Genomic DNA, 22,177 nt, shown 5'->3' on the forward strand with positions numbered 1-22,177 from the left:
AATCCTTTGAGGTTTCGAATGAAATTTCTAGTCGCGACGCCAAAAAGGAGAACGCTTCTCTTCGGGTTTTGATTTAAGCTCTTTTGGATTCCACGGGCCATAACTGAAACTGCGCGCGCCCGGCTGTGGCTGTAAGCCCGTAAGCGTGACACGGTTTGGCCCTTCGATTGCGGCGTTTGGTTCGTCTTCGATATATTTAACGCTTTTGTTTCGCTTCAGGCTGTCAGGGAAGAGGGCCATCATCTCCATGATTTCTTTTGGCATGTCGCGCGAAACGTTAAGTCCGATCTCTTTTGCTTCGCCATAAGCAATGGGGTAATCGTGGGTCCAGCGCCCTGATGAAAGCTGTTGTGAAATGCTGACCGCAGCATTTTCGGAAACTGTACCTGTTAGCAGTTCACGCGCAATTTTTTCTAATTGGTTTATTGCCATGGCTCCGACATCGGCCAGTACCAATGTGTAATCATCCGTATTCTGAATTGGTTTCTCTGCGGCGACCCGAACTACAGATGCCGCCGGCAAACCGCCGATTTGTGGATCAATGGGGCCGAGCACAGCATGCTCACTCAACACAATTTCATCGGCCGCGAGTGCGATAAGCGTTCCGCCCGACATCGCATAATGCGGAACAAACACAGTCTTCTTGCCCGGATGGGCCTTAATTGCGCGGGCAATCTGCACCGCAGGTAAGACTAAACCGCCCGGCGTATGTAAAATGAATTCCAATGGTTTGTTGGGTGGCGTTTTTCGAATTGCATCCAAGACATCTTCGGCGTCGTTCAAATCGATGTAACGCAACATGGGAATGCCGAGCATCCCCATCGGTTCTTGGCGATGGACAATCGCAATGACGCGACTTTTTCGCTTTTTTTGGATTTTTGTGAACTTCGCTACAAGCTCGGTATGGCGTTGCTGATTGCTCCAATTACGGGACAAAATAAACAACAAAATCAACAATATAGGCAGCGCGCCAAAAAAAGCTTCCATGCCCCGGGACCCCTCCACGCAAACAGCCTTAAAACTTTAGGGCCTTTTTGAAGGTGTGGGAAGGGGGCTTTACCTAAGCGTGTAATCGCCAGTGCTGCATCATTATTTGCGCGAGCGCCTCTGGGGCATCGTAGGAAATCCAATGACTGGCGTTTTCAATTTTTTCGTAGCGCCATGGCGCATCAACATATTTTGCGGATGCGATCATTTGTTGTTCAGTGAGATATTTCTCACCAGCGCTCCAAATTCCAAGGGTTGGGATTGATACGATTTCTTCACCTAAACTACCAACGGGAGGCGTGAATATCATTCGTTTGAGCGATGCATTAGCGCGATACCAATTTAGTCCAGCCGTTAATCGGCCAGGCCGCCCTAACAAGTCTATAGCCTCGTTGATATCTCCGTGTGCCGACCAATGCTTGCGCAGTAATGCCCAGTTATTGAAACGATACGCAGCTTCGCACAAACCGAGGAGTTGATGAAAGACCATATATAGGCTCCGCCACTTTTGTTCGGCACCCGCATCAAGAAAAGCGCGCATATGGCCAACAGAAATAGCGGTGAGTGTTTTGTATCGGGTGGGGTGTTGAGCAGCCAATGTCCATGCGACCGGTGCGCCAAAGTCATGACCGACAATATGGGCGTTTGAAATTTCGAGGGCGTCCATTAAAGCCAATATGTCGGGGACGGAACCCGTCGCGATGTCATAGTCGGAGACTTTATGTGCCATGTCGGTATGGCCAAATCCGCGAAGGTCTGGAGCGATCACCCGGAATCCGGCAGCAACTAAAAGCGGCGTTACTTTACCCCAGACGGCCGACGAGTCCGGGAACCCATGAAGAAGTATGGCGACAGGCGCATCATCATCGCCGCTATCGCGGACAAAGTGGGAGAGGCCATTCGCATCGATTTTATGCGTGACCTCTCTCAAAACTATGCGCCTTCGCGCCGCGCAAGAAACGCAAGACGTTCAAACAGATGAACGTCCTGTTCGTTTTTCAAAAGCGCACCATGAAGTGGCGGGATGGCTTTTCTTGTGTCACGGTCGCGCAAAATATCTTCGGGCAGGTCTTCGGCCATCAACAGTTTTAGCCAATCGAGCAATTCTGACGTGGACGGTTTTTTCTTTAGGCCCGGGACTTCGCGCATTTCATAGAACACTTTCATCGCGTCGGCGACGAGGCGCTTTTTGATACCGGGGAAGTGGACATCAACAATTTCTGCCATCGTGTCAGCATCGGGAAACTTGATGTAATGGAAAAAGCAACGGCGTAAAAATGCGTCGGGAAGTTCTTTTTCATTGTTCGAGGTAATGATGACAATCGGACGTTGTTTTGCAGTGATTGTTTCATTGGTCTCGTAAACATAGAATTCCATGCGGTCGAGTTCTTGTAAAAGGTCATTTGGAAATTCGATGTCCGCTTTGTCGATTTCATCGATAAGCAAAACCGGGCGCTCATCAGCGGTAAAGGCTTCCCACAATTTTCCGCGCTTGATGTAGTTCTTTACGTCCCGTGCACGCTCTTCGCCCAGCTGACCGTCTCGAAGCCGCGCGACTGCATCATATTCGTAGAGACCCTGATGCGCCTTGGTCGTTGATTTGATGTGCCATTCCAAAAGCGGCACGCCCAATGCTTTCGCGACTTCCACAGCAAGAACAGTTTTTCCCGTTCCCGGCTCACCCTTAATCAACAAGGGGCGCTCTAGGGTTACGGCAGCGTTCACTGCGACTTTGAGGTCTTCGGTGGCGATATAATTCTTGGTACCGGTAAACTTCACTTTTAAAACTCTCTCATCTATCTGACGTATCGACCAAATATAGGCCCAGACCGTGTGACGCAATTGTTGATGGCAGTCGCACCGCCAAGAAGTATTTTGATTTTTGCGAAGAAATCCGGCAGCTTGGGCAAAATTCTTAGCTGGGAGATATAAGATAATGTGTCGGTTTTTGATCCTTCTATCTGTCGCGACGCTTCTCGTGGCATGTGGGCCGAAAGAGAGCGATGAAGTATCCCAAGCGGCGACAATAGAGCCAGCTGAGAAATCATCACCGGAAAAAACCGCTGACCAATGGACTCCCGATGCGGTTAAAAAATTGGAACGCAAAGACGGGTTCCTGACGCTTTTTGTTGATGAAAAAGAAGGACAGGTGTTCGCGCAATTCCCGGCCAGCGATGACGATGGTGTCTCTCTTCGGGCGATTTATGCGTCCGGCCTAACGTCGGGGTTAGGCTCAAACCCCGTTGGGCTTGATCGTGGTCTATTTGAAAATGGGGCCGTGATCGCTTTTAGACGAGCCGGATCAAAATTGATCGCCGAGCAGGAAAATTGGAAATACCGCGCGAGTTCAGAAAATCCACTGGAGCGAAAAGCCGTGAGGGAATCATTTGCCCGGTCATTCATCTGGGCAGGTGAGGTAACCGAAACAGGGCCAGCGGGTGAGCTGCTCGTTGATATATCAAGCTTCTTGACGCGCGATGGTTTAGGGGTGCAGGCGGCACTAAAGTCGCATCCCCAAGGCGGATCGTTCTCCATCGCAAAAGATCGAACTTTTCCTGATACAAAAAATATTTTGGCTTTTCCGGACAATGTCGAATTTGACAGCTTCATGACGTTGGTTAGTGATAAACCAGGGCGCGAAGTTCGAGCTACGGCTGCTGATGGCCGCGCGGTGACGTTGGTCGTACACCATTCATTGGTCCGATTGCCTGATGCCGGATATGAGCCTCGCGAATTTGACCCGCGATCCGGCGCAATTGATGTTCCGCATTATGATTTTTCTGCACCGTTAGATGAGCAAATTATCAAGACCTATGCGCGGCGCTATCGCCTCGAAAAAGAAGATCCGAATGCTGAAAAAAGTCCCGCGAAAAACCCAATTGTGTTCTATGTAGATTCTGGCGCGCCACCTGAAATTCGTGATGCCCTGATCGAGGGTGCGTCTTGGTGGGCAGATGCATTTGAAGCGGCGGGCTTTGAAGATGCATTCCGGGTTGAACCGTTGCCACAGGGCGCACATCCGCGCGATGCGCGCTATAACGTCATTTCTTGGACACATCGACAGACGCGTGGCTGGTCATATGGTGGCGGGATTGCAGATCCGCGCACCGGAGAAATGATCAAGGGAAGTGTCATCTTGGGCAGTCAACGTGTTCGTCAAGACCGTATGATTTTCGAAGGTCTTGCGGGTGCTGCGAATTCAGGGGCGGGCGGCGAAAATGATCCGGTCAACATTGCCCTAAAACGGATCCGACAATTATCAGCGCATGAGGTCGGACACTCACTCGGGTTTGCGCATAATTTTGCGGCGTCCACAAACGATCGGGCATCGGTGATGGACTATCCGGCACCATTTGTAACAGTGGATGGGGCGGGCAGTTTAGACCTTTCTAATGCCTATGATGTGGGCATCGGAGATTGGGACAAGGCTGCGGCGAAGTGGCTTTATACACAGTTCCCGGAAGGTACAGACCAGCAACGTGAGGTGAATAAAATCATTGATGAGACTTATGCGAGCGGATTACGTTTCGTTGGAGACAGCGAAGGGCGTAGCGTCGCAACGGCCAACCCCTATGGTAGCGTCTGGGATAATGGCGGCGACGCAGTAAAAGCCTTGCGGGATACGATGGCCGTCCGGCGGGTTGCTTTAGATAACTTTGGTGAAGGCGCAATCAAAAAAGGCCGTCCGATGGCAGCGTTGCAGGCTGTGATCGTTCCGATCTATCTATATCATCGTTATCAAATTGCAGCGGCCGCGAAACTCGTTGGCGGGTATGATTTCACCTATAAAGAAAATGGCGATGAATTGAATCCGGCAAACCCCGTGCCTGATGATGTTCAGCGTGCTGCACTGGCAGCCATTGCCGAAACTGTGGACCCTGCGGCTCTCTCGCTTTCGGATGAAACCGTCAATCTGATTTCACCTTCACTCGGTGGCTTTGGATCAAACAACATTACCGAGGCGTTTGAAGGTAATACAGGGCCAGTGTTTGATTTGTTGGCAGCAGCGGACAGCGCGGCAACGTTAAGCCTAGCTGCGGTTCTTCATCCCGATCGTGCCGCGCGTTTAGTTGATTTCAAAAGCCGTGATCAATCACGCCTTGGTCTATTAGAGGTATTGCAATCCTTGGAGCGCACGATTTTTGCGGAACAACAATCATCAAGGAACCGAGCGATCGCTCACCGCGTTCAGACGCGATTTGTATCGACACTGATTAACATGAGTGGCGGAAATGCTGCGGTTGGTGAAGCGCAAGCGGCCGCAGTGGGGCTGTCGTCAGGGGGTGGGCAGGTCGCAACACCTGACGTTCAGGCAATCATTGATCTGTATCTTAAAGGTTTGCGCACTCGAATTTCGCCAGGATTACTCGAAGGGCAGACAACCGAGCGTGCCCATCGCGAATGGTTGATGGCGAATATTGATCGCCATTTTGAACGTCCCGCACCAGCGCGTATGCCGGTCGTCACATCACCAGATACGCCGCCCGGCAGCCCTATCGGTGGCGGGTTTATGGAGACATGTTGGCATTGCGATTGAGGGCTAGGCTAAGCCAATTTCACGAAGGCGTTGTTTGAGAAAGGCATCTGCAGTGATGTCTTCATACTTAGCGCCGTCACCCTTACAGCTTTCGATGCACGACAACATTGCTTTGGAATGTGGGTGCATAAAAAATGGCATTGAATAACGCGACTCATTCTTGCCGTCCTGTGGGTTCACAACACGGTGTGTCGTTGCGGGAATTTTGTCATTACAAACCCGCGCCAGCATATCGCCTGCGTCAACGATCAAATTATCAGGGTCCGTCTCAACTGGCAGCCAGTTCCCTTCGCGATCAAGCAGTTCAAGTCCACCACCGTTAGCGGCGACCAAAATTGTGATTAGGTTGATGTCTTCATGTGCTGCCGCTCTGATAGCATTTGGGTTTATGCCTTCGGGTACTGGCGGATAATGCAAAAGCCGCAAAATTGAATTACCATCGGTAGCCATGTTCCGGAAAAAATCGCGCGGCACATCAAGTGATGGCGCTAGCGCTTCGAGCATGACCATGCCCGCTTCCTCAAGGGCGTCATAAAGCTCAAGGAAGGTATCGCGAAAACTTTCTGGTTTGTCGGGCCAGACATTTGATGGATAAATTTCGCCCAATGGTGACCCTTCGGGAAACTCTCGGCCAACATGCCAGAACTCTTTGAGGTCGGGGTATTTTGAATCTTTGGCGTGTTCGCGCCCAAATGGGGTGTATCCGCGTTGGCCGTCAGCCCGGAAAAACGGCATTTTATCATCTTCAGGTAAAGCAAAATATTCGGCGCTTTTGTTATACGCGCGACGTAAAAGGTCGTGGCCAACCTTGTGGTCTTTTAAGATGATAAATCCGAAATATTTAAACCCATCATAAAGCGCCGCTTCAAATGCCCGCCGGTCGGTAGCGTCGCCATCGGTATAGGCTTTAAGGCTAAGTTCGGGAACGCGGGTATATTTCATAATCGGCTCTTTAGCGTGACTTCCTGCGGGGAGGAGGGGTTTAATCCTCCGATGCTACAGAGGCAATGGTCTATCGTAAACTCGGCCCACGATAGGCCCAATGTAACATGGGGATCCCCACAACCAAGAGCGCCACAAGGCCGATTTCTTTGCGATTGAATATTGTTAGCGCATGCAATGATTGACGTGCTTTTTCGGCCGCCCCCATACTCGCTCGATGCATGAGGAAATTGAACATAGCCACGCCCCCGATGATATCGCCAAGCGCCTTGAAGATGGGCCGCAGGCGAACTATCTGCGCGATTGGGTTTTTGGCGGAATTGATGGTGCGGTTACGACCTTTGCGATTGTGGCAGGGGTTGCTGGCGCATCACTATCGACGAATGTCATTCTTATTCTCGGTGCGGCGAACCTGTTGGCAGACGGCTTTTCTATGGCCGCCGGGAACTATTCTGGCGTGAAAGCCGAACAAGATGATTACAAACGTCTACGTGAAATGGAACACCGCCATATAGCCTTGGCCCCAGAGGGTGAACGAGAAGAGGTTCGTCAGATTTTTGCAGCAAAGGGTTTTGAAGGCGAAGATCTTGAACGTGCTGTTGATATTATTACCGCAAGCCATGAACGCTGGGTCAAGGTTATGCTCGAAGAGGAACACGGCGCACCAAAGGTCGAACGCTCACCCAAAACCGCTGGGGTAGTAACATTTATCGCATTCTTTGTTTGTGGCGCTGTTCCGCTATTGCCGTTCCTATTCACCGACATGGTCGCCATTTCGGTAAACCAAGGTATGATTATCGCTACGATTATGACCGGTGCAGTATTTTTCGGTATCGGGACGTTTAAATCCCAATGGTCTACCGCGCGCTGGTGGGTGTCGGGCCTTGAAACTTTCTTTATTGGGATGATCGCGGCAGGCGTAGCCTATGGCGTTGGGGCGTTGCTGAAGTCGTGGGTTGGCGCATAGTCGAAAAAAAGCGCTGCTTCTTAATCCTTGATCCGGCCGAATTTCCATTAGCTTGAGATATATACAACTGATCAGTTCCTAAGCTTGCTCCTCCCGAAGACATGTCCGCACACGGTGCATGTTGGGGGTGATTTACTCAGAGGATAACAGTTCTAAGAATTGGGTTCTGGTCTTTTTTCCATTTTGCACATATGGGGCGACATTTGCCAATGACAATCATTCGCAAAATCGTACGTTTAGCATTTGGTTTTGCCTCTCGGCATCGGCTGAATGATTTCTGATGTCTCAGGGCCATCTGAGAAAGGAAATCGAAAGCCTAACGAAAGATGTCTGGGTGTTTTTCCGGCACGCAATCACGCGGATAGAATATTACGGTGAAAACATAATGCTGCATTGACGGCACAAATGGCGGAGGGGGTGGGATTCGAACCCACGGAACGCTCACACGCTCAACGGTTTTCAAGACCGCCGCATTCGACCAACTCTGCCACCCCTCCGGGCGCGCGCTAGGACCTAGATTTCCCTGGCGCGCTAAATGCGCGGAGGGAGAGATAACGTGCTCGGCGAAAATGACAAGCACTAGAATGATAGTTTTTTCCCGAACATAGTTAACCTAATCATGGTGAGTGCCATATTGCGGGGATGAGCCGAGTCGCTTAAGCGATGAGTGAGGCCAACCGGCCATCAAATGTGAGGCGTTTTTGCGCGTATGACCAAATCTCGAAATTGGCTCATTCTCTGTGTTTTTGTGCTCTTGGGTGCGTGTACCACCGCGCCACAAAGGGGCTCTAGCGTAGGTGGGTCACCCCATTACAAGGTTGGTAACCCCTACAAGGTCGCTGGGCGTTGGTATCATCCGAAAGAAGATCCAAATTATAATCGTGTGGGCACGGCGTCTTGGTATGGACAGCAGTTTCAGGGTCGACTCACCGCAAATGGCGAGATTTTCGATATGAATTTGCTTTCGGCGGCGCACACAACACTACCACTGCCGTCGATTGTTGAGGTGACCAATCTTGAAAATGGCCGCTCTGTGACTGTGCGTCTAAACGATCGTGGGCCTTTTGTGGGTGACCGCATAATCGATATGTCGCGCGAGGCCGCTCGTATGCTCGGTTTTGAGGAGCAGGGGACTGCAAAGGTTAGGGTCCGCTATGTGGGCAGGGCACCATTAACGGCCGCTGCACCGCGCCGGAATAACCGTGTAGCCAGCGCAATTTCTTTGAAAGAACCAAAAGCCGTAGAAACGCCAGCGGTAAAGGGCGAGGAGATTTCTTCTTTGCTCACCAGCATAGAAAATGCTCCTGCGCTGACACCAGGCGCTGAGGACGTCGCGCTGGGCGAAGTTAGACATGATCGTTCAGTTGAAATTCCGGCGGCGGATTTAAGCACTGCGGACCCAGATGACGCTAAATTCGTGCATCCTAATGTTAGCGCCGAATCGGCGACCGAAGCTTTGTATATTATTCGTGTGGCGGCGTTATCGCGCCTCGATAATATTGATGGATTACGGGCTCAGCTTGGTGATGTTGGGCCGTTGCGGCTCTCGCGCATTGAGACCGAAACCGGTTCGGTGTTCTATCGCGTCAATCTTGGGCCTTATGCGTCAATCGATACAGCGGCAGAAAAGTTGGCGCGCGTTCGCGCTGCGGGTTATAGTGATGCAGCATTGGTCACGTTAACGCCTTAGATGTGCCTGAAAAACAACGGTTTGAATCGCTTTTTAGTGGCGATGAGTGAATTTCCAAGGAGTCGAGCTTTGCAATTTTCTAAATTCCGTATTGGCGTTGCGATAGTTTTAGCGGCAATCACAGGAGCGTCACAGACAGCGCTCGCGCAAGATGCGATAACCACGCCCGCTGAATATGCGTTCATCATGGATTATCGAACCGGCGAGGTCCTGTTCGAAAAGAATGCACGGACACCGACCGCCCCGGCGTCGATGTCAAAATTGATGACTGTCGCGATTGTTTTTGATCGCCTTAAAGACGGCTCATTACAGTTGACGGACGAATTTGAGGTGTCCGAAAAAGCGTGGCGTGAGCGCGAAGGCTCCTCGATGTGGGTTCGGGTAAATACGAGCATTCCTGTACTCGATCTTTTGCGCGGAATTATCGTTCAGTCCGGCAATGATGCATGCATTGTTGTCGCCGAAAATATTTCTGGATCTGAAGAAGCTTTCGCCGAGTTGATGAACCGTAAAGCACATGAATGGGGTTTAACGGATTCTACTTTTGCTAATCCGCATGGAATGCCTGATCCGAAACAGAAAATGAGTATGCGTGATTTAGGCGTTTTGACGCGTAAAATCATTTCTGAGTATGGCGAATATTATGCGCTGTTTTCTGAGCGTGAATTTACATGGGAGAAGATTCGTCAGGCCAATCGCAACCCACTACTAGGCATTGTTGATGGCGCAGATGGTCTTAAAACGGGGCATACTGAGGAATCGGGATATGGTCTCGTTGGATCTGCTGTTCAAAATGACGAGCGCCGGATCGTTGTTGTGAATGGCCTAACGTCTGAACGCCAGCGCGCGACAGAGTCTGCACGTTTGATCCGTATAGCCTTCAATGATTTTTCAACCAAAATGATTTTTGATTCCGGTGCAATCGTCGGGGATGCCGAAGTTTTTAAAGGTAAAGCGAAAAGCGTTCCGTTGATCACCCATGAACCCGTCAAACTCATGTTGCACCGCTCTATGCTCGACAGCGTGAAAGCAACGATAATATATGACGGACCTGTTTCTGCGCCGATTTCGGAAAAACAGCAGATCGGAACGCTACGAGTCGAGGCTGCGAATGGTCCTGCGCGTGAATATGCACTTTACGCTGGGCAATCCGTTAAGGAGGCCAGCGTCTGGGGCAAGATCGGGTTGGCTGCTAAAAAGATTTTGGCGAAACCGACGTCAAGTGAACCTTCTCTCGAAGCCGGCCAATAAATGTCGGTCGGCAAACCTCTACGCGGTATCTTTATTAGCTTTGAAGGCGGAGATGGGTCGGGTAAAACAACGCAAATTCAACGCCTCGCGGATGCCGTTCGAACCGCAGGGCGCGAAGTCGTATTAACCCGCGAACCGGGCGGGTCTGAAGGTGCTGAGGCGATTCGGGGGTTGCTTCTCGAAGGAGACGCAGATCGTTGGTCTCCAATCACTGAAGCACTGATGATGTATGCTGCTCGCGCCGATCATTTGGAGCGCACAATAACCCCAGCGCTTGAGCGCGGCGCAGTCGTGATTTCAGATCGTTTCGCAGATTCAACGATGGCATATCAGGGGCTTGCGGGCGCGCTTGGTGAAGCACGTGTGAATAGCCTTCATGACTTGGTTGTTAAGGGGAATGAACCTGACCTAACAATCATCCTCGATTTGCCTATTGAGGTTGGCTTAAACCGCGCGGGTGCGAGGTCAGGCAAAGAGCAACGCTTTGAATCAAAAGGAACGGATTTTCAGAAACGGGTCCGGGGGGCTTTTTTAGAAATTGCCAAACGCAATCCTAAACGCTGCGTTGTTGTCGATGCGAGTGGTGACATGGATAGCGTGACCCAGCGTATCCTGGCAGAAACGAAAAATCGGCTACCTGTTATTGATATTTAGAGCGTCCTTCCATTCCTGCGGTAAAGTGAATAGATAAGTAGCATGGATGACGAGTTACTTCCTCCCAATATGCGCGCAACTCTGTTTGGTCGTGATGCGCTAGAGCGTTCATTGCGTGCGACAATGCGCGAGGGCGTATTGAGCCACGGGTGGATTGTTTCTGGACCACAAGGAGCAGGAAAAGCGACGCTTGCTTACCGTATTGCCCGTGCGGTCCTCGATCCAAGTGCTTTGTCTGATGCTGACAGTTTAGGCATGTCGGAAAACAATCGGACATTTCGTCAGATCAGCGCAAATGCACATCCAGATTTGTTCGTGGCAGCACGCCTTTGGGATGAGAAAAAATCGAAGTTCCAAGCGGAAATTACTGTTGAAACCGTTAGAAAGCTAACGTCGTTCCTCAATCGAACCGCATCAGGATCTGGCGCGCGCGTCGCGATCGTCGACACCGCCGATAACCTGAACCGCAATGCGGCCAATGCACTTTTAAAGGCGCTTGAAGAACCGCCACGTGGTGCCCTTTTGTTATTGTTGTCGTCTGCACCCGGTCGATTATTGCCGACAATCAGGTCTCGGTGTCGGCGGATAGATCTACCGCCATTAGGCGATGCGGAAATTGAACAGTTTTTGATAAGCGAAGGCATAGATGCTGGGACATCAAAAAAGGTAGCAGCATTTTCTCATGGTCGTCCGGGGTATGCCTTAACCCTTACTGAGGGTGATGGCATAGACGCGATTGGGCTCGTTGATACTTTTTTTAAAGCTAGTCAATCCAACGGCGATATATCTAAAGTCATTGCGGGTGTGACCGGAAAAGCCGGCGATGGCCGTTGGCCAGTTTTTCGTGACACGGTGCTGTCGACTTTGAGTGATGGTGCCCGTGCGGCTGCAATAGGGGTGCCACATAGCACATTTCCAACGGATGCGGGAGCAGGGGCCTTGTTAGTCGGCTGGGAAACGCTTTCGCGGCTGGTCGGTCGAGGCGAGGCCGTCAATTTAGATCGTGGCCAACTCATAATTGCAATGGCGCATGACCTTCGTTTGGCGATGCGTGGGAGTAGGGTTTAGTGTTTGTCGACAGTCATGTTAATCTTCATTCGGATAAATTCGAAGACGACCTAGAGGATGTTTTAATCCGAGCGCGTGAAGCAGGCGTTTCTGCCATGCTGACGATTTCCGATCAGTTATCGTCTACAGAAGCCATCAAGAAAATCGCTATGGCTGATCCGCTGATTTGGCGAAGTGTTGGTGTTCACCCGCATTATGCAAAGGACGATCCAGAGCTCTCGGCGCAGACTTTAGTAGACTTGGCGCGGGATGAGAAAGTTGTCGGCATTGGTGAGTGTGGGCTCGATTTTTATTACGAATATTCTGACCGATCCGTGCAGGAGAGGGTCTTCCAAGCTCATATTGATGCTTCGCGTGAAACACAGCTACCGCTTATTATTCATACGCGCGATGCAGATTCTGAAACGCAAAAATTGCTAGAAATTGAGCAATCAAAAGGAGCATTCACCCCACTTCTCCATTGTTATACTGGCGGGCCGGAGTTAGCCGGCGCGGTTCTGAGGATGAACGGGTTTATTTCATTTTCCGGTATCGTAACATTTAAAAATGCTGCTGATATTCGGGCGATCGCTGAATCAACGCCACTTGATCGGATCATCATTGAGACTGATTGCCCTTATTTAGCGCCGGTTCCAATGCGTGGACGGCGAAATGAACCGGCATATGTCGTTCATGTTGCGGAAAGGCTGGCAGAGATCAAAGGCATATCTTTGGCGGAAGTTGAACGAGCCACTACCGATAATTTTTTCCGATGTTTTAGCCAAGCACATAATCCTATGGCGGAACAATGAGCGGAAATTTCAGAGTCATTATCCTTGGGTCAGGTTCGTCTGGAGGGGTTCCAAGGTTCGGCGGCAAAGACGGTAGTGGTGACTGGGGTGCCTGCGATCCATCAGAGCCCAAAAATAGACGCACACGGTGTTCAATTTTAATTCAACGCGAACACCCAAAATTTGGCTATCAACACGACAAAGTCACGTCTGTGTTAGTCGATACGTCGCCGGATATGCGTGCGCAGCTATTGGCCGCGCAATGCTCGCGGCTTGACGCTGTGTTGTTCACCCATGATCACGCTGATCAGTCGCACGGTATTGATGATCTCCGTGTCTTTGCGCTTCAAATGCAAAAAAGAATACCAGTCTACATAGACGGAGAAACGTCGGGGCATTTGCTTGATCGTTTCCGTTATTGTTTTGAACAAGCGCCGGGAAGTCCGTATCGACCGATTTTAGATAAACGCGAAATGCCTGTCTGTGGAGAAGCCTTTGCGGTCAATGGACCGAGCGGGGAAATTCCGATCGTCCCATTCTTACAATTTCATGGCAGCGTAAATTCACTTGGGTTTCGTATCGGGAATGTCGCTTATTCAAGTGATGTCGTTGGTTTGCCAGATGAGAGTTTTAAGACCCTTGATGGGGTTAATTGCTGGATTGTGGACGCTCTGCAACGCAAACCACATTCTACCCATGCTCATTTAGAGATGTCATTAGAATGGCTTCGACGGATTGCGCCAGATTTGGGTGTTCTGACTAATCTGCACGTGACAATGGACTACGCGTCACTATGCGATGAACTTCCGGATGAGGTCGTACCCGCATATGATGGAATGATACTAAGTGGAAATCTTTAATTACACACTTAGTGCATTGTTTTGGTGGTGAAAACCATGATTTAACTCTTTCCAGCGTGGCCGGAAGTAATTGTCATAGTTTCTCTTTTTCATTACAGCTATATTTATAAATTCGCGGGATTTTTGGGATATTGTTGAGCAGCATTGGGTTGATTGTTTAGGTCGTGGTTGAACTCCGTTATCATATACCTCGTACGGATCTTCGCGACTATGTGCGTGCATATTATTACTATTCAACGGATATTCCTTCATCGGAGCCATTGTGTGCAGAGCTCGGAAATATTCGCGTTCTATTGCGTGGTGGCGGAATGCTACAATTGCCCGGTGGAGAGATAGAACGAGGAATGTCAGCATTTTTGTTAGGGCCGACATTAGGTTCTTACAATATGCTCGTAGAGCCAAATACACAGGTTTTCGGCATTGGTATACGTCCAAAAGGATGGAACGCATTATTTGGTGTGGGTGCGGATGAATTATCGGATAGAGCAGTGGACCTTACAGCTTTTGGTGGAGGAATTCTTCGCTCGACGATTGATCAAATTCGAAATGCTCGCAATTTGGCAGAAATGAGCGCTGCGGCAGATTGTTTCTTTATCGACTTACTTACCAAGCGAATTAAACGGATCAGCCAACGATACCCAGCCGCACTTGCTGACTGGCTGCTAAATCCAAATGATTTGGCACTGGATGATTTAATAAGTGCCATGGATGTTTCACGGCGACAAACGGACCGGCTTGCAAAATTATATTTTGGCGCTTCACCAAAGTATCTACAGCGCAAATACCGGGCACTGCGATCAGCAGATCGTATTCGTTCTGGTGAAACTCAATGGATGAACGCCGCTGGTGCCGATTATTATGACCAGTCGCATTTTATCAAAGAGTTCAAAACCTTCATCGGTGTTACGCCGAAGCAATTTATCAGTAATCAAGCACCGTTGATCTCTCAAATACAACAGACCCGGCAGCGCAGTATGTTCCAAATTCCGCTCGCTAGTTTTTAACAAAAATTGGCCAAAATTTCCTATAGCTTGATCTTTTCGCATTCTAGATTTGGAGCCGGGAGAATACCGGCCCAAGAGGTTTTGCTGGAGGAGAGACCAGCGGGGGAAAACCTTTGGGAGACCTGCGGGAACGCGTTGGGAATCTATCGCAAGACGATTTCACACGCGTTCCCGTTTGTATTAAGTATAATAATATTTTCGACAATATAAATTGTGCGAATAACATTCCATCCGGTCTAAAGCTACACAACCACCCTTATATCCCAGAAGTTATGGCGGCATTTCGATAGCCTGGCATAAAGTTCAGTCGAGCGTGGATGTTATCTACGAACAAAGCGCTGGCTTTCTGATGCTGGGAAATTTAGCTTTCTTTGGAGCCATTTCGTTGATGCGCACCTCCTTTAGAGAATGAGAAACTAAACATGACCCATTCCACTCACGCATTTGAACAAGATCAGAGAAACGATTCAATTCTGATTGATATAAATGGCGTTTTAACGCCTCGCGCTGAGGCAAAAATTTCTGTATTTGATTCTGGGTTTATACTCGGAGATGGCGTTTGGGAGGGTTTACGCGTTCATCCGCGAGCAGACGGAAAAGGCGTGATTGCGTTTCTCGATAAGCATTTAAAACGTTTGTTTGACGGCGCGAAAACGCTCGATTTTCAAATGGATATTACAAAACCTGAACTTAAAAAACGCTTGTATAATTGTTTGGACGCAAACAACGCTCATGACGGCGCGCATATTAGGCTTATGGTTACGCGTGGGATCAAGGCTACTCCCTACCAAGATCCGCGAGCAACGATTACACCGCCAACGATCGTTATTATCCCAGAATTTAAAAGACCCGTTGCCGCAACAGCAACTGATGGTGCTCGATTGTTTACAGTCCATGTCCGTCGTGGTTATCCGGATGGGCAAGATCAAAAACTAAATTCCCATTCAAAGTTAAACTGCATTACTGCCTGTATTCAGGCGGCCAAAGCTAATGCAGACGAAGCGTTGATGCTTGATCCACATGGCTTTGTAGCGACATGTAATTCGACCCATTTTTTCATCGTACGTGATGGGGAGCTTTGGACATCGACTGGCGATTATTGTCTCGGTGGTATCACGCGAAGCGCCATTTTAGAAATAGCACGTCAGAACGGCATAGGTGCACGGGAGAAAAATTTCTCATTGCATGATGTTTATGGTGCTGAAGAAGCATTTATTACGGGTACTTTCGCGGGTGTTTCACCGGTTAAAGAGGTCGACGGTAGACATATATCTGATGGACGCGGACCAATGGTTGCTCGACTGCAGGAGCTCTATAAAAAATATGTAGCTGAAGATGCAGCGTCAGGTCGGTAGGTTATGACTTCAACCCCTACCCGGATTATTATGCTTTCTGGCCCGCGTAACATTTCAACGACAATGATGCGTAGCTTTGAGAGTCGCCCCGACACCACAGTTATCGACGAACCCTTTTATGCATCATACTTAAAAAGTAGTGGTGCAAATCATCCTATGCGTGAAGAAATTATTTCTTCACAGCCATCCGATTGGGAAACCGCAATTGAGAATTTACGAGCGCCAGCTCTTTCGGGACATTCATATGTTTTTGAAAAGCACATTGCATTTCATTTGACGTTCGCGCCCGATTTTAGATGGCTGAACAAACAAAAAATGTTTCACCTGATCCGACATCCTGCTGCAATGGTCGCGTCGTATAAGAATAAACTCGATGATGTTGCCCCCATTAGTCATAGCTATGAAATTCAGCGCGAAATCTACCAACGCGCCCCCGCTCCCATTGTCGATGCGGCTGATATACTGAGAAACCCTGCTGAAATGCTTGAGAAATTATGTGATGTGTTAGGTTTGGAGTTTTCAAAACACATGCTTTCTTGGCCCACGGGGGTAAGAAATACAGATGGGATATGGGCCGCGCATTGGTATGATGCGGTCGTCAATTCAACGGGTTTTTTACCGTATACGGAAAAGGGAATTGCTCTTTCCGGTGAATTAGACGCGATAGCCAAAGCATCTATGGATGATTATTGCTATTTCTATGAACGTCGGTTGCAGGTTTAATCAATAGAATAGACTGAATTTTTTGGTGCTTGAAATAGTTTCATGACCATTGGCTCGAATGCTTCTAGCGGCATTGATTCATAGTCTGGATCAAAAGCAGTCTGATCATATTTTTCACAGAACTCATACGTATGGTGAAAATATTTATGGTCACGAAATTGATCACGCATGTCGCGATCCATTCCTAGGTGATGGAAAAAATAGTAGCCTTGAAAAATCCCGTGTTTCTCGACCATCCAGCGATTTTCCTCTGAGACGAATGGTTTTAAAATGGCAGCGGCGATATCGGGATGATTGAAAGCGCCTAATGTGTCGCCAATATCATGCAATAACGCACAAACTACATATTCTTCATCGCGGCCATCTTTGTGAGCGCGCGTGGCCGTCTGTAGACTATGCTCCAGCCGATCGACTGGAAAACCACCATAATCCCCCTTGAGAATCCTGAGGTGATCGAGAATGCGCTTACCGCCATTCACAGCGAATGGCATGAAGTGCTCGGCGATAATGCCCCAATCTTCCTGTGTCCCCTCGGTCATCGCGCGAAATTTCGCTCTCTTGCCTGGTTTTTCGTGGTGCTCTGTCATTTGAAACTTTCTCGCGGGTTACCTTCTAAAAGGATACGAATGCAAAGCCTTTGAGCTCAAGAAGTTTATGCAGATGTCACTTTGGCTGTAATTTTGCATTAGAACTGGCTTCGAATGGACAAGAGTGCTTTTCTGTCCTTTCACCTTGCTAGAACGGTATTCGAGAATAGATAGTAACGCTTCAAATGAGCATCTCAGTCTGCATTTTCGCGAGAAATGAAGAGCGGCTTTTGCCGTACTGTATAGGTGCATTAGCGCCGGCCGGATTGCGCCCGGATGATGAAATTCACATCTTGGTAAATGGGTGCTCCGATAACACGGCTACCGTCGCACGGGCTCTCGCGGCGGCAAACAGCCAAATTGCGGTTCATGAACTTCCGGTAGGCGATAAAGCAAATGCTTGGAACGAATATACCCATCGAATTGCAAGTGCTGGGTCGAATGTTCATGTGTTTCTAGACGGCGACATCATGCCTAGTGTGGGCTCTATTACTGCTCTGGCTAATGAGTTGACAAAAAACCCCGAACTTTTTGCTGCCGCTGCCCTACCCGCTAGTGGCCGAAGTCGGAAAAGTTGGGCTCGAACATTGCTCGTCCACAATTACCTAAGCGGTAATCTTTATGCGATGTCTAAGACCGCAATTGAACGTTTCCGGTCAATGAATTTACGTCTACCCTTTGGCGCTAAGGGTGAAGATGGATTGTTGTCGTATTTGTTGCTTACTGACCTAGAGGCCGGTGAAGACGATTCACACGCATATCGAATTACGACAGCCAAAGGCGCGACTTTCGAGTTTGAGTCTCTAAATCTGAATGTCCGAGATCTTTCGATTTATCGCCGACGCCGTCGGCGATATTCTGAGCGCCATTTCCAAAAGCAGATATTGTATCGGATTCTCAAAAAACGAGGGCTTAGTGCTATGCCCGAAAATATCAGTGAAATCTACACGGCCAGCGCAATCGCGAATTTGCGCCCGCGCCTTGAGCCAGTAAATTTTTGGTTTGACCTACTAACTTTGCGACGTCTGCAAAGTGGATCACAATCGAGCGTCGAAACCTAAGTGGTTTTTTCGACTTGAGTAAACTCAAGTTCTACCGGTGTCGCACGCCCGAAGATTGAGACAGCGACTTTTACGCGTTCTGCATCTTCATCAACTTCTTCGACGATGCCAGAGAATGATGCAAACGGCCCATCCGTAACACGGACATTTTCGCCAACATCGAATGTAATTGTTGAACGAGGCCGAGCTTCGCCCTCTTCGATTACGCCGCGAATACGATCAACTTCTTTTTGCGGTACCGGCATCGGTTTATTGCCGGAGCCCAAAAACCCAGTAACTTTTGGAGTGTCTTTGATCAGGTGATAAGTGTCGTCATTCATCACCATTTTCACGAGCACATAACCCGGGAAGAACCGACGTTCAGTATTGATCTTACGCCCACGGCGAACTTCAGTTACGTCTTCAGTTGGAACAAACAACTCTTCGATGAAATGCGCGAGCCCCTTGTCCTTCGCAGATAGAAGAATGGATTCTGCAACTTTTTTCTCAAAATTCGAGTATGCGTGAACGATGTACCAATTGCTCGCCATGACTTTTGTCCGTTTCTTTGGGTTAGTTACCTGCAGCGACACAGTCGATGGGTAGGATCGTACAAACCGCGTAACGCAAGCCTTGATCTACGCCAAAGAAAAACAACGACATAATCGCGACCATAATCAACACCATGATCGTCGAGACCAAAGTCTCATTACGTGTTGTCCAGGTAACTTTAGCCGCTTCATTCCGAACCTGTTGAATGAATTCAAACGGGCTGGTCCGCTTTTTCTTTTTGACTTCCGCGGCCTTGCCTTCAAGTACCGGGGCGTCACCGCCAGATTTCTTCTTTTTTGCCATTCAAAGCAGCCCTCGTGTTAGAAGACACAGTTTCGCTGGCGCCGTCCGACGCTCGCTAATCTCCAGAGGATTTCGGAAGATGCGAACTAGGTAAACCTTTTCTGGGGATCGTCAAGCCAGTTTCTATGCTTTTGCGGTGTTCTGGGTCATTCGGCTTCATTCCGGCGACGTAAATATGGCTCCCAGCTCTTAGCATATGCATTTTCAGCGCCAATTGGACCCTCGAAATAGGCGTCGCTCTCAGCGCCTGCGAGCACGTAATTCGAAAGAATCACTCCCGGGAACTCGGTCGCCAAGGCGTCGTTTACGGCTGTGTTTACGCGTCCGGCATAGCCGTCCTCACCCCACATGAACTCGGTATAGCGCTCTTTGGACATTTCTTTAGGGCGATTGAAGTGTGAACCACCCTCATAGGCACCAATGAAGCGCACGCCAAATTTTTCTGCTTGTTCAGCGTGTTCCCTGAAATACTTCAGGACTGCTTTTAATGTTGCGAGATGAGAAGCCGGCCCATTAATCAACCATTCTTCGATAGATTGAAGATCATTTGCATCGATTTTGAACTTCGTAAAATCATGAGACCCCCAATAGGAGGCAACAGATACCCCAAAAGCGTCAGAGTGGTCTTCCCAGTTTTCTCCAACGCTTTGCATATATGCTTTAGCGGCGATCAGAGCATCCAAGGTAGTCGCCCGGTTCACTGCTTGACCTTCCAAGACATAAACAACGCTCTGTTTGCGTCCGGCTTTCTCAAGGGCTTTATCCAAGGTTAGTTTCCATTTTGCGGATGCAACACCGTAACCAGTACGATTATATCCACCGGAAATTCCAAGTTTGGGGCCCATTCCTTCGCCAAGTCCCCAAGCATATTGGGTTGTTAAAAAGTACTGTCCCGCAAAATTCCATACCTCATTGGAGATGGTAACGTAGAGCGTCCTCCCTTCCGGATAACCACTCGCTATTAGGGCTTGAACAAAATGATCCGCATAGCGATCCCATTCTGGGCTTGAAAGTACCTGCTCCGGGTCTTCTCGAACCATTCTTCGATATGCTCCTGCCCATTGAGCGAAATCCGGAACTATAATTTCAGGATCATACAAATCGCGCGGAGCACCCAACGTGATCGGAACATGTGTCCAGAGCATATTATCCGCTTCAACTGCAATCTTGAACATTGGCTCAAGCGGCGCAGAACGATAAGGCTGTCGTACTGTTGGGTTATTCGTGTAAGCAATATTACCCCAGAATGGTGCTCCTTCCCCAGGAAGGTCATCTATCGACCTCACTGCGGCCCGATTTGTCTCTTGAAGGTCCATCGTCCGCACAACGTCATACTTAGAAATTTCATTGATAAATGCTTGAGAATATACATTCCCTGCACGGAGCGCTTTTTCGTTTTCTTTGCGGTACATACGTAAGATTGTAATTGGTTCTTTCATTCTTTTTATTTGGATTGCCGCATGATACGGAGTTCGTCCTCCCGCCCGATCCCGGGTGAACTCTATCCTGTTAGACGCCACACGCCACTGTAGCTCTTTAGGTAAATAAAGAAGGGAAAGGTCTGCATTCCCTTCCCATTCCAATACCCACTCTCCGTCCCAATGCTCTTTTTGCATGTCGGATGGACCTGTAAAATAAACGCCCGTCGTCAAGGTTTTCCCATTTGGCAACTCGCTGGGCAAACCAGTTTTTGGATTAATAATTCCAGCGTCTAATAGCTCCTGAGTGTTTTTATCGTCACCGGACCACTCCATCGGGCTGGCATGTATGATATTTATATAGGGTTCTTCGATATTGAATGTTGCTGGGTACCAAGGGCCGATTTGTGACAAAGGCGGCTTACTTGCTTTTGGCGAGACAGCTTCTACTGGTGTGCCCGCAAGATACAAAAATGCAGATGCGCCAGCAATTAGTGCTGCTGCTAGACCTCCCCCGATTACTTTGACCATTCCTGCCATACCCTCTTTTGTGTTCTACCTAAACGCTATTGTTGCCCCCTTGAATATTCAAGTCCACTCACCGCGGTTTCAGATTCAATCTCGGAACTACTATTTAGCGAGGCAACCAAGTAACATTTAGTCGTTAACTCAACGTGCTGGTCGAAGATGACTTGTATTGTGATCCTCACCAATACTCACGTTTGAGTGATCGCTCAATTTATGGCTTGAGCGAACGCTCATTACTCCTATTTGTCTCAACGCGGATTGAACCGCGCCACAGAAAAGAATGGAGAGAACCCATGACCGAATTTACGCTCTATGACGAAAACAATGCCCCCGAAGAAAGCAAACCCCTTTTACAAAACTCAATTGCAGCATTTGGGATGATCCCCGGTCTGCACGCAGTTATGGCTGAGGCACCAAGACTTTTGGAAGCCTACCAGGTCGTGCACGATCTGTTTTCAAAATCAAGTTTCGACAACGATGAACAAACCGTTGTTTGGCAGACCATCAACGTTGAAAACGAGTGTCACTATTGTGTGCCGGCACACACAGCGATTGCGAACAGCATGGGTGTTGATAGCGTAATTTCTGAAGCCCTGCGCAACGAGACGCCTTTGCCAAATGCGCGCCTCGAAGCTCTTCGTGATTTCACACTGAGTGTCGTGCGCGACCGCGGTAATGTTGATGATACGAAGGTGCAGGCTTTTCTAAATGCTGGTTTTACTAAACGCCATATTCTTGAGGTTATTCTCGGTTATTCTCAAAAGATAATGTCAAATTACACAAACCACCTTGCAAATACGCCAATTGACAAACCATTCCAAAAATTTGAATGGCAAAAAGCGAGTTAAAAATCGCCCTTAGCCTGATTTGCCTAACTCCGAATTATTGGAAGTTCGCGCTTTGGAATAAAGTGCGAGCTTCCAAGTCGACGCGATAGGCGC

General features: G+C 48.9%; 21 protein-coding genes and 1 tRNA gene. 13 read left to right on the forward strand and 9 right to left on the reverse strand.

Annotation, left to right across the window (positions count from 1 at the left end; genetic code table 11):
• Positions 1–27: 27 nt before the first annotated feature.
• The 3 genes from ABFZ84_RS11305 to ABFZ84_RS11315 form a co-directional block, all read right to left on the reverse strand.
• Positions 28–987 carry an SDH family Clp fold serine proteinase gene (locus tag ABFZ84_RS11305; protein WP_369314121.1) on the reverse strand — a complete coding sequence of 320 codons (960 nt, stop codon included), beginning with the start codon at positions 985–987 and terminating at the stop codon, positions 28–30.
• Between the two features lie 73 nt (positions 988–1,060).
• Entirely contained in the window at positions 1,061–1,918 is an 858-nt protein-coding gene (locus ABFZ84_RS11310; RefSeq protein ID WP_369314122.1) for an alpha/beta fold hydrolase, read from the reverse strand.
• A gap of 2 nt (positions 1,919–1,920) precedes the next feature.
• Positions 1,921–2,766, reverse strand: coding sequence for an AAA family ATPase (locus ABFZ84_RS11315; RefSeq protein WP_369314123.1), 846 nt, complete (start codon positions 2,764–2,766; stop codon positions 1,921–1,923).
• 157 nt (positions 2,767–2,923) lie between these two features.
• Here ABFZ84_RS11315 and ABFZ84_RS11320 point away from each other — a divergent pair, with 157 nt between their 5' ends.
• Complete coding sequence (locus ABFZ84_RS11320) at positions 2,924–5,524, forward strand: zinc-dependent metalloprotease (RefSeq protein ID WP_369314124.1); 2,601 nt, start codon at positions 2,924–2,926, stop codon at positions 5,522–5,524.
• 3 nt (positions 5,525–5,527) lie between these two features.
• Here the strand turns inward: ABFZ84_RS11320 and ABFZ84_RS11325 are convergent, their stop codons facing one another.
• Positions 5,528–6,466, reverse strand: a complete 939-nt coding sequence (locus ABFZ84_RS11325) for an isopenicillin N synthase family dioxygenase (protein ID WP_369314125.1) — start codon at positions 6,464–6,466, stop codon at positions 5,528–5,530.
• A gap of 217 nt (positions 6,467–6,683) precedes the next feature.
• On the opposite strand from ABFZ84_RS11325, the gene ABFZ84_RS11330 reads away from it, so the two are divergent.
• Positions 6,684–7,433 carry a VIT1/CCC1 transporter family protein gene (locus tag ABFZ84_RS11330; RefSeq protein WP_369314126.1) on the forward strand — a complete coding sequence of 250 codons (750 nt, stop codon included), beginning with the start codon at positions 6,684–6,686 and terminating at the stop codon, positions 7,431–7,433.
• A gap of 406 nt (positions 7,434–7,839) precedes the next feature.
• Here ABFZ84_RS11330 and ABFZ84_RS11335 read toward each other — a convergent pair.
• Positions 7,840–7,930: transfer RNA gene (locus tag ABFZ84_RS11335), tRNA-Ser, on the reverse strand.
• 212 nt (positions 7,931–8,142) lie between these two features.
• On the opposite strand from ABFZ84_RS11335, the gene ABFZ84_RS11340 reads away from it, so the two are divergent.
• The 9 genes from ABFZ84_RS11340 to ABFZ84_RS11380 all read left to right on the forward strand — a co-directional run bounded on the left by ABFZ84_RS11340 (position 8,143) and on the right by ABFZ84_RS11380 (position 16,808).
• Positions 8,143–9,123 (forward strand): septal ring lytic transglycosylase RlpA family protein, encoded by a 981-nt coding sequence (locus ABFZ84_RS11340; protein WP_369314127.1) that lies wholly within the window; start codon positions 8,143–8,145, stop codon positions 9,121–9,123.
• A gap of 69 nt (positions 9,124–9,192) precedes the next feature.
• Positions 9,193–10,374 (forward strand): D-alanyl-D-alanine carboxypeptidase family protein, encoded by a 1,182-nt coding sequence (locus ABFZ84_RS11345; RefSeq protein ID WP_369314128.1) that lies wholly within the window; start codon positions 9,193–9,195, stop codon positions 10,372–10,374.
• Entirely contained in the window at positions 10,375–11,028 is a 654-nt protein-coding gene (gene tmk, locus ABFZ84_RS11350; protein ID WP_369314129.1) for a dTMP kinase, read from the forward strand. It abuts the gene before it with no gap.
• A 42-nt stretch (positions 11,029–11,070) separates the two neighbouring features.
• Entirely contained in the window at positions 11,071–12,096 is a 1,026-nt protein-coding gene (locus ABFZ84_RS11355; protein WP_369314130.1) for a DNA polymerase III subunit delta', read from the forward strand.
• Positions 12,096–12,887: a TatD family hydrolase gene (locus ABFZ84_RS11360; RefSeq protein WP_369314131.1), complete on the forward strand. Its 792-nt coding sequence runs from the start codon at positions 12,096–12,098 to the stop codon at positions 12,885–12,887. Before ABFZ84_RS11355 ends, ABFZ84_RS11360 begins: the two co-directional genes overlap by 1 nt.
• Positions 12,884–13,726 (forward strand): MBL fold metallo-hydrolase, encoded by an 843-nt coding sequence (locus ABFZ84_RS11365; RefSeq protein ID WP_369314132.1) that lies wholly within the window; start codon positions 12,884–12,886, stop codon positions 13,724–13,726. The genes ABFZ84_RS11360 and ABFZ84_RS11365 overlap by 4 nt, the downstream gene beginning before the upstream one ends.
• Before the next feature lie 164 nt (positions 13,727–13,890).
• Positions 13,891–14,730 carry a helix-turn-helix domain-containing protein gene (locus ABFZ84_RS11370; RefSeq protein ID WP_369314133.1) on the forward strand — a complete coding sequence of 280 codons (840 nt, stop codon included), beginning with the start codon at positions 13,891–13,893 and terminating at the stop codon, positions 14,728–14,730.
• Between the two features lie 422 nt (positions 14,731–15,152).
• Complete coding sequence (locus ABFZ84_RS11375; RefSeq protein WP_369314134.1) at positions 15,153–16,085, forward strand: aminotransferase class IV; 933 nt, start codon at positions 15,153–15,155, stop codon at positions 16,083–16,085.
• Between the two features lie 3 nt (positions 16,086–16,088).
• Positions 16,089–16,808 carry a sulfotransferase-like domain-containing protein gene (locus ABFZ84_RS11380; RefSeq protein WP_369314135.1) on the forward strand — a complete coding sequence of 240 codons (720 nt, stop codon included), beginning with the start codon at positions 16,089–16,091 and terminating at the stop codon, positions 16,806–16,808.
• Here the strand turns inward: ABFZ84_RS11380 and ABFZ84_RS11385 are convergent.
• Positions 16,805–17,395 (reverse strand): HD domain-containing protein, encoded by a 591-nt coding sequence (locus tag ABFZ84_RS11385; protein WP_369314136.1) that lies wholly within the window; start codon positions 17,393–17,395, stop codon positions 16,805–16,807. The genes ABFZ84_RS11380 and ABFZ84_RS11385 overlap by 4 nt on opposite strands.
• A 185-nt stretch (positions 17,396–17,580) precedes the next feature.
• On the opposite strand from ABFZ84_RS11385, the gene ABFZ84_RS11390 reads away from it, so the two are divergent.
• Positions 17,581–18,456, forward strand: a complete 876-nt coding sequence (locus ABFZ84_RS11390) for a glycosyltransferase family A protein (RefSeq protein ID WP_369314137.1) — start codon at positions 17,581–17,583, stop codon at positions 18,454–18,456.
• Here ABFZ84_RS11390 and nusG read toward each other — a convergent pair.
• The 3 genes from nusG to ABFZ84_RS11405 all read right to left on the reverse strand — a co-directional run bounded on the left by nusG (position 18,453) and on the right by ABFZ84_RS11405 (position 21,248).
• Positions 18,453–18,986, reverse strand: coding sequence for a transcription termination/antitermination protein NusG (nusG, locus tag ABFZ84_RS11395; RefSeq protein ID WP_369314138.1), 534 nt, complete (start codon positions 18,984–18,986; stop codon positions 18,453–18,455). The two genes, ABFZ84_RS11390 and nusG, sit on opposite strands and share 4 nt — an antisense overlap.
• Before the next feature lie 22 nt (positions 18,987–19,008).
• Positions 19,009–19,290 carry a preprotein translocase subunit SecE gene (gene secE / locus ABFZ84_RS11400; protein WP_369314139.1) on the reverse strand — a complete coding sequence of 94 codons (282 nt, stop codon included), beginning with the start codon at positions 19,288–19,290 and terminating at the stop codon, positions 19,009–19,011.
• Between the two features lie 146 nt (positions 19,291–19,436).
• Positions 19,437–21,248 (reverse strand): hypothetical protein, encoded by a 1,812-nt coding sequence (locus ABFZ84_RS11405; protein WP_369314140.1) that lies wholly within the window; start codon positions 21,246–21,248, stop codon positions 19,437–19,439.
• Positions 21,249–21,529: 281 nt separating this feature from the next.
• On the opposite strand from ABFZ84_RS11405, the gene ABFZ84_RS11410 reads away from it, so the two are divergent.
• Positions 21,530–22,084 carry a carboxymuconolactone decarboxylase family protein gene (locus ABFZ84_RS11410; protein ID WP_369314141.1) on the forward strand — a complete coding sequence of 185 codons (555 nt, stop codon included), beginning with the start codon at positions 21,530–21,532 and terminating at the stop codon, positions 22,082–22,084.
• Positions 22,085–22,177 lie beyond the last annotated feature (93 nt).

The organism is Hyphococcus lacteus, from assembly GCF_041058985.1.
Lineage (GTDB): Bacteria > Pseudomonadota > Alphaproteobacteria > Caulobacterales > Parvularculaceae > Hyphococcus > Hyphococcus lacteus.

Bases quoted from the DNA above. Each gene is read 5' to 3' on its own strand.
- ABFZ84_RS11390 (WP_369314137.1), top strand. From the start codon at position 17,581: ATGAGCATCTCAGTCTGCATTTTCGCGAGAAATGAAGAGCGGCTTTTG.
- ABFZ84_RS11320 (WP_369314124.1), top strand. From the start codon at position 2,924: ATGTGTCGGTTTTTGATCCTTCTATCTGTCGCGACGCTTCTCGTGGCA.
- ABFZ84_RS11365 (WP_369314132.1), top strand. From the start codon at position 12,884: ATGAGCGGAAATTTCAGAGTCATTATCCTTGGGTCAGGTTCGTCTGGA.
- tmk (WP_369314129.1), top strand. From the start codon at position 10,375: ATGTCGGTCGGCAAACCTCTACGCGGTATCTTTATTAGCTTTGAAGGC.
- ABFZ84_RS11375 (WP_369314134.1), top strand. From the start codon at position 15,153: ATGACCCATTCCACTCACGCATTTGAACAAGATCAGAGAAACGATTCA.
- ABFZ84_RS11340 (WP_369314127.1), top strand. From the start codon at position 8,143: ATGACCAAATCTCGAAATTGGCTCATTCTCTGTGTTTTTGTGCTCTTG.
- ABFZ84_RS11305 (WP_369314121.1), bottom strand. From the start codon at position 987: ATGGAAGCTTTTTTTGGCGCGCTGCCTATATTGTTGATTTTGTTGTTT.
- ABFZ84_RS11410 (WP_369314141.1), top strand. From the start codon at position 21,530: ATGACCGAATTTACGCTCTATGACGAAAACAATGCCCCCGAAGAAAGC.
- ABFZ84_RS11325 (WP_369314125.1), bottom strand. From the start codon at position 6,466: ATGAAATATACCCGCGTTCCCGAACTTAGCCTTAAAGCCTATACCGAT.
- ABFZ84_RS11405 (WP_369314140.1), bottom strand. From the start codon at position 21,248: ATGGCAGGAATGGTCAAAGTAATCGGGGGAGGTCTAGCAGCAGCACTA.
- ABFZ84_RS11385 (WP_369314136.1), bottom strand. From the start codon at position 17,395: ATGACAGAGCACCACGAAAAACCAGGCAAGAGAGCGAAATTTCGCGCG.
- nusG (WP_369314138.1), bottom strand. From the start codon at position 18,986: ATGGCGAGCAATTGGTACATCGTTCACGCATACTCGAATTTTGAGAAA.
- ABFZ84_RS11330 (WP_369314126.1), top strand. From the start codon at position 6,684: ATGCATGAGGAAATTGAACATAGCCACGCCCCCGATGATATCGCCAAG.
- ABFZ84_RS11380 (WP_369314135.1), top strand. From the start codon at position 16,089: ATGACTTCAACCCCTACCCGGATTATTATGCTTTCTGGCCCGCGTAAC.
- ABFZ84_RS11355 (WP_369314130.1), top strand. From the start codon at position 11,071: ATGGATGACGAGTTACTTCCTCCCAATATGCGCGCAACTCTGTTTGGT.
- secE (WP_369314139.1), bottom strand. From the start codon at position 19,290: ATGGCAAAAAAGAAGAAATCTGGCGGTGACGCCCCGGTACTTGAAGGC.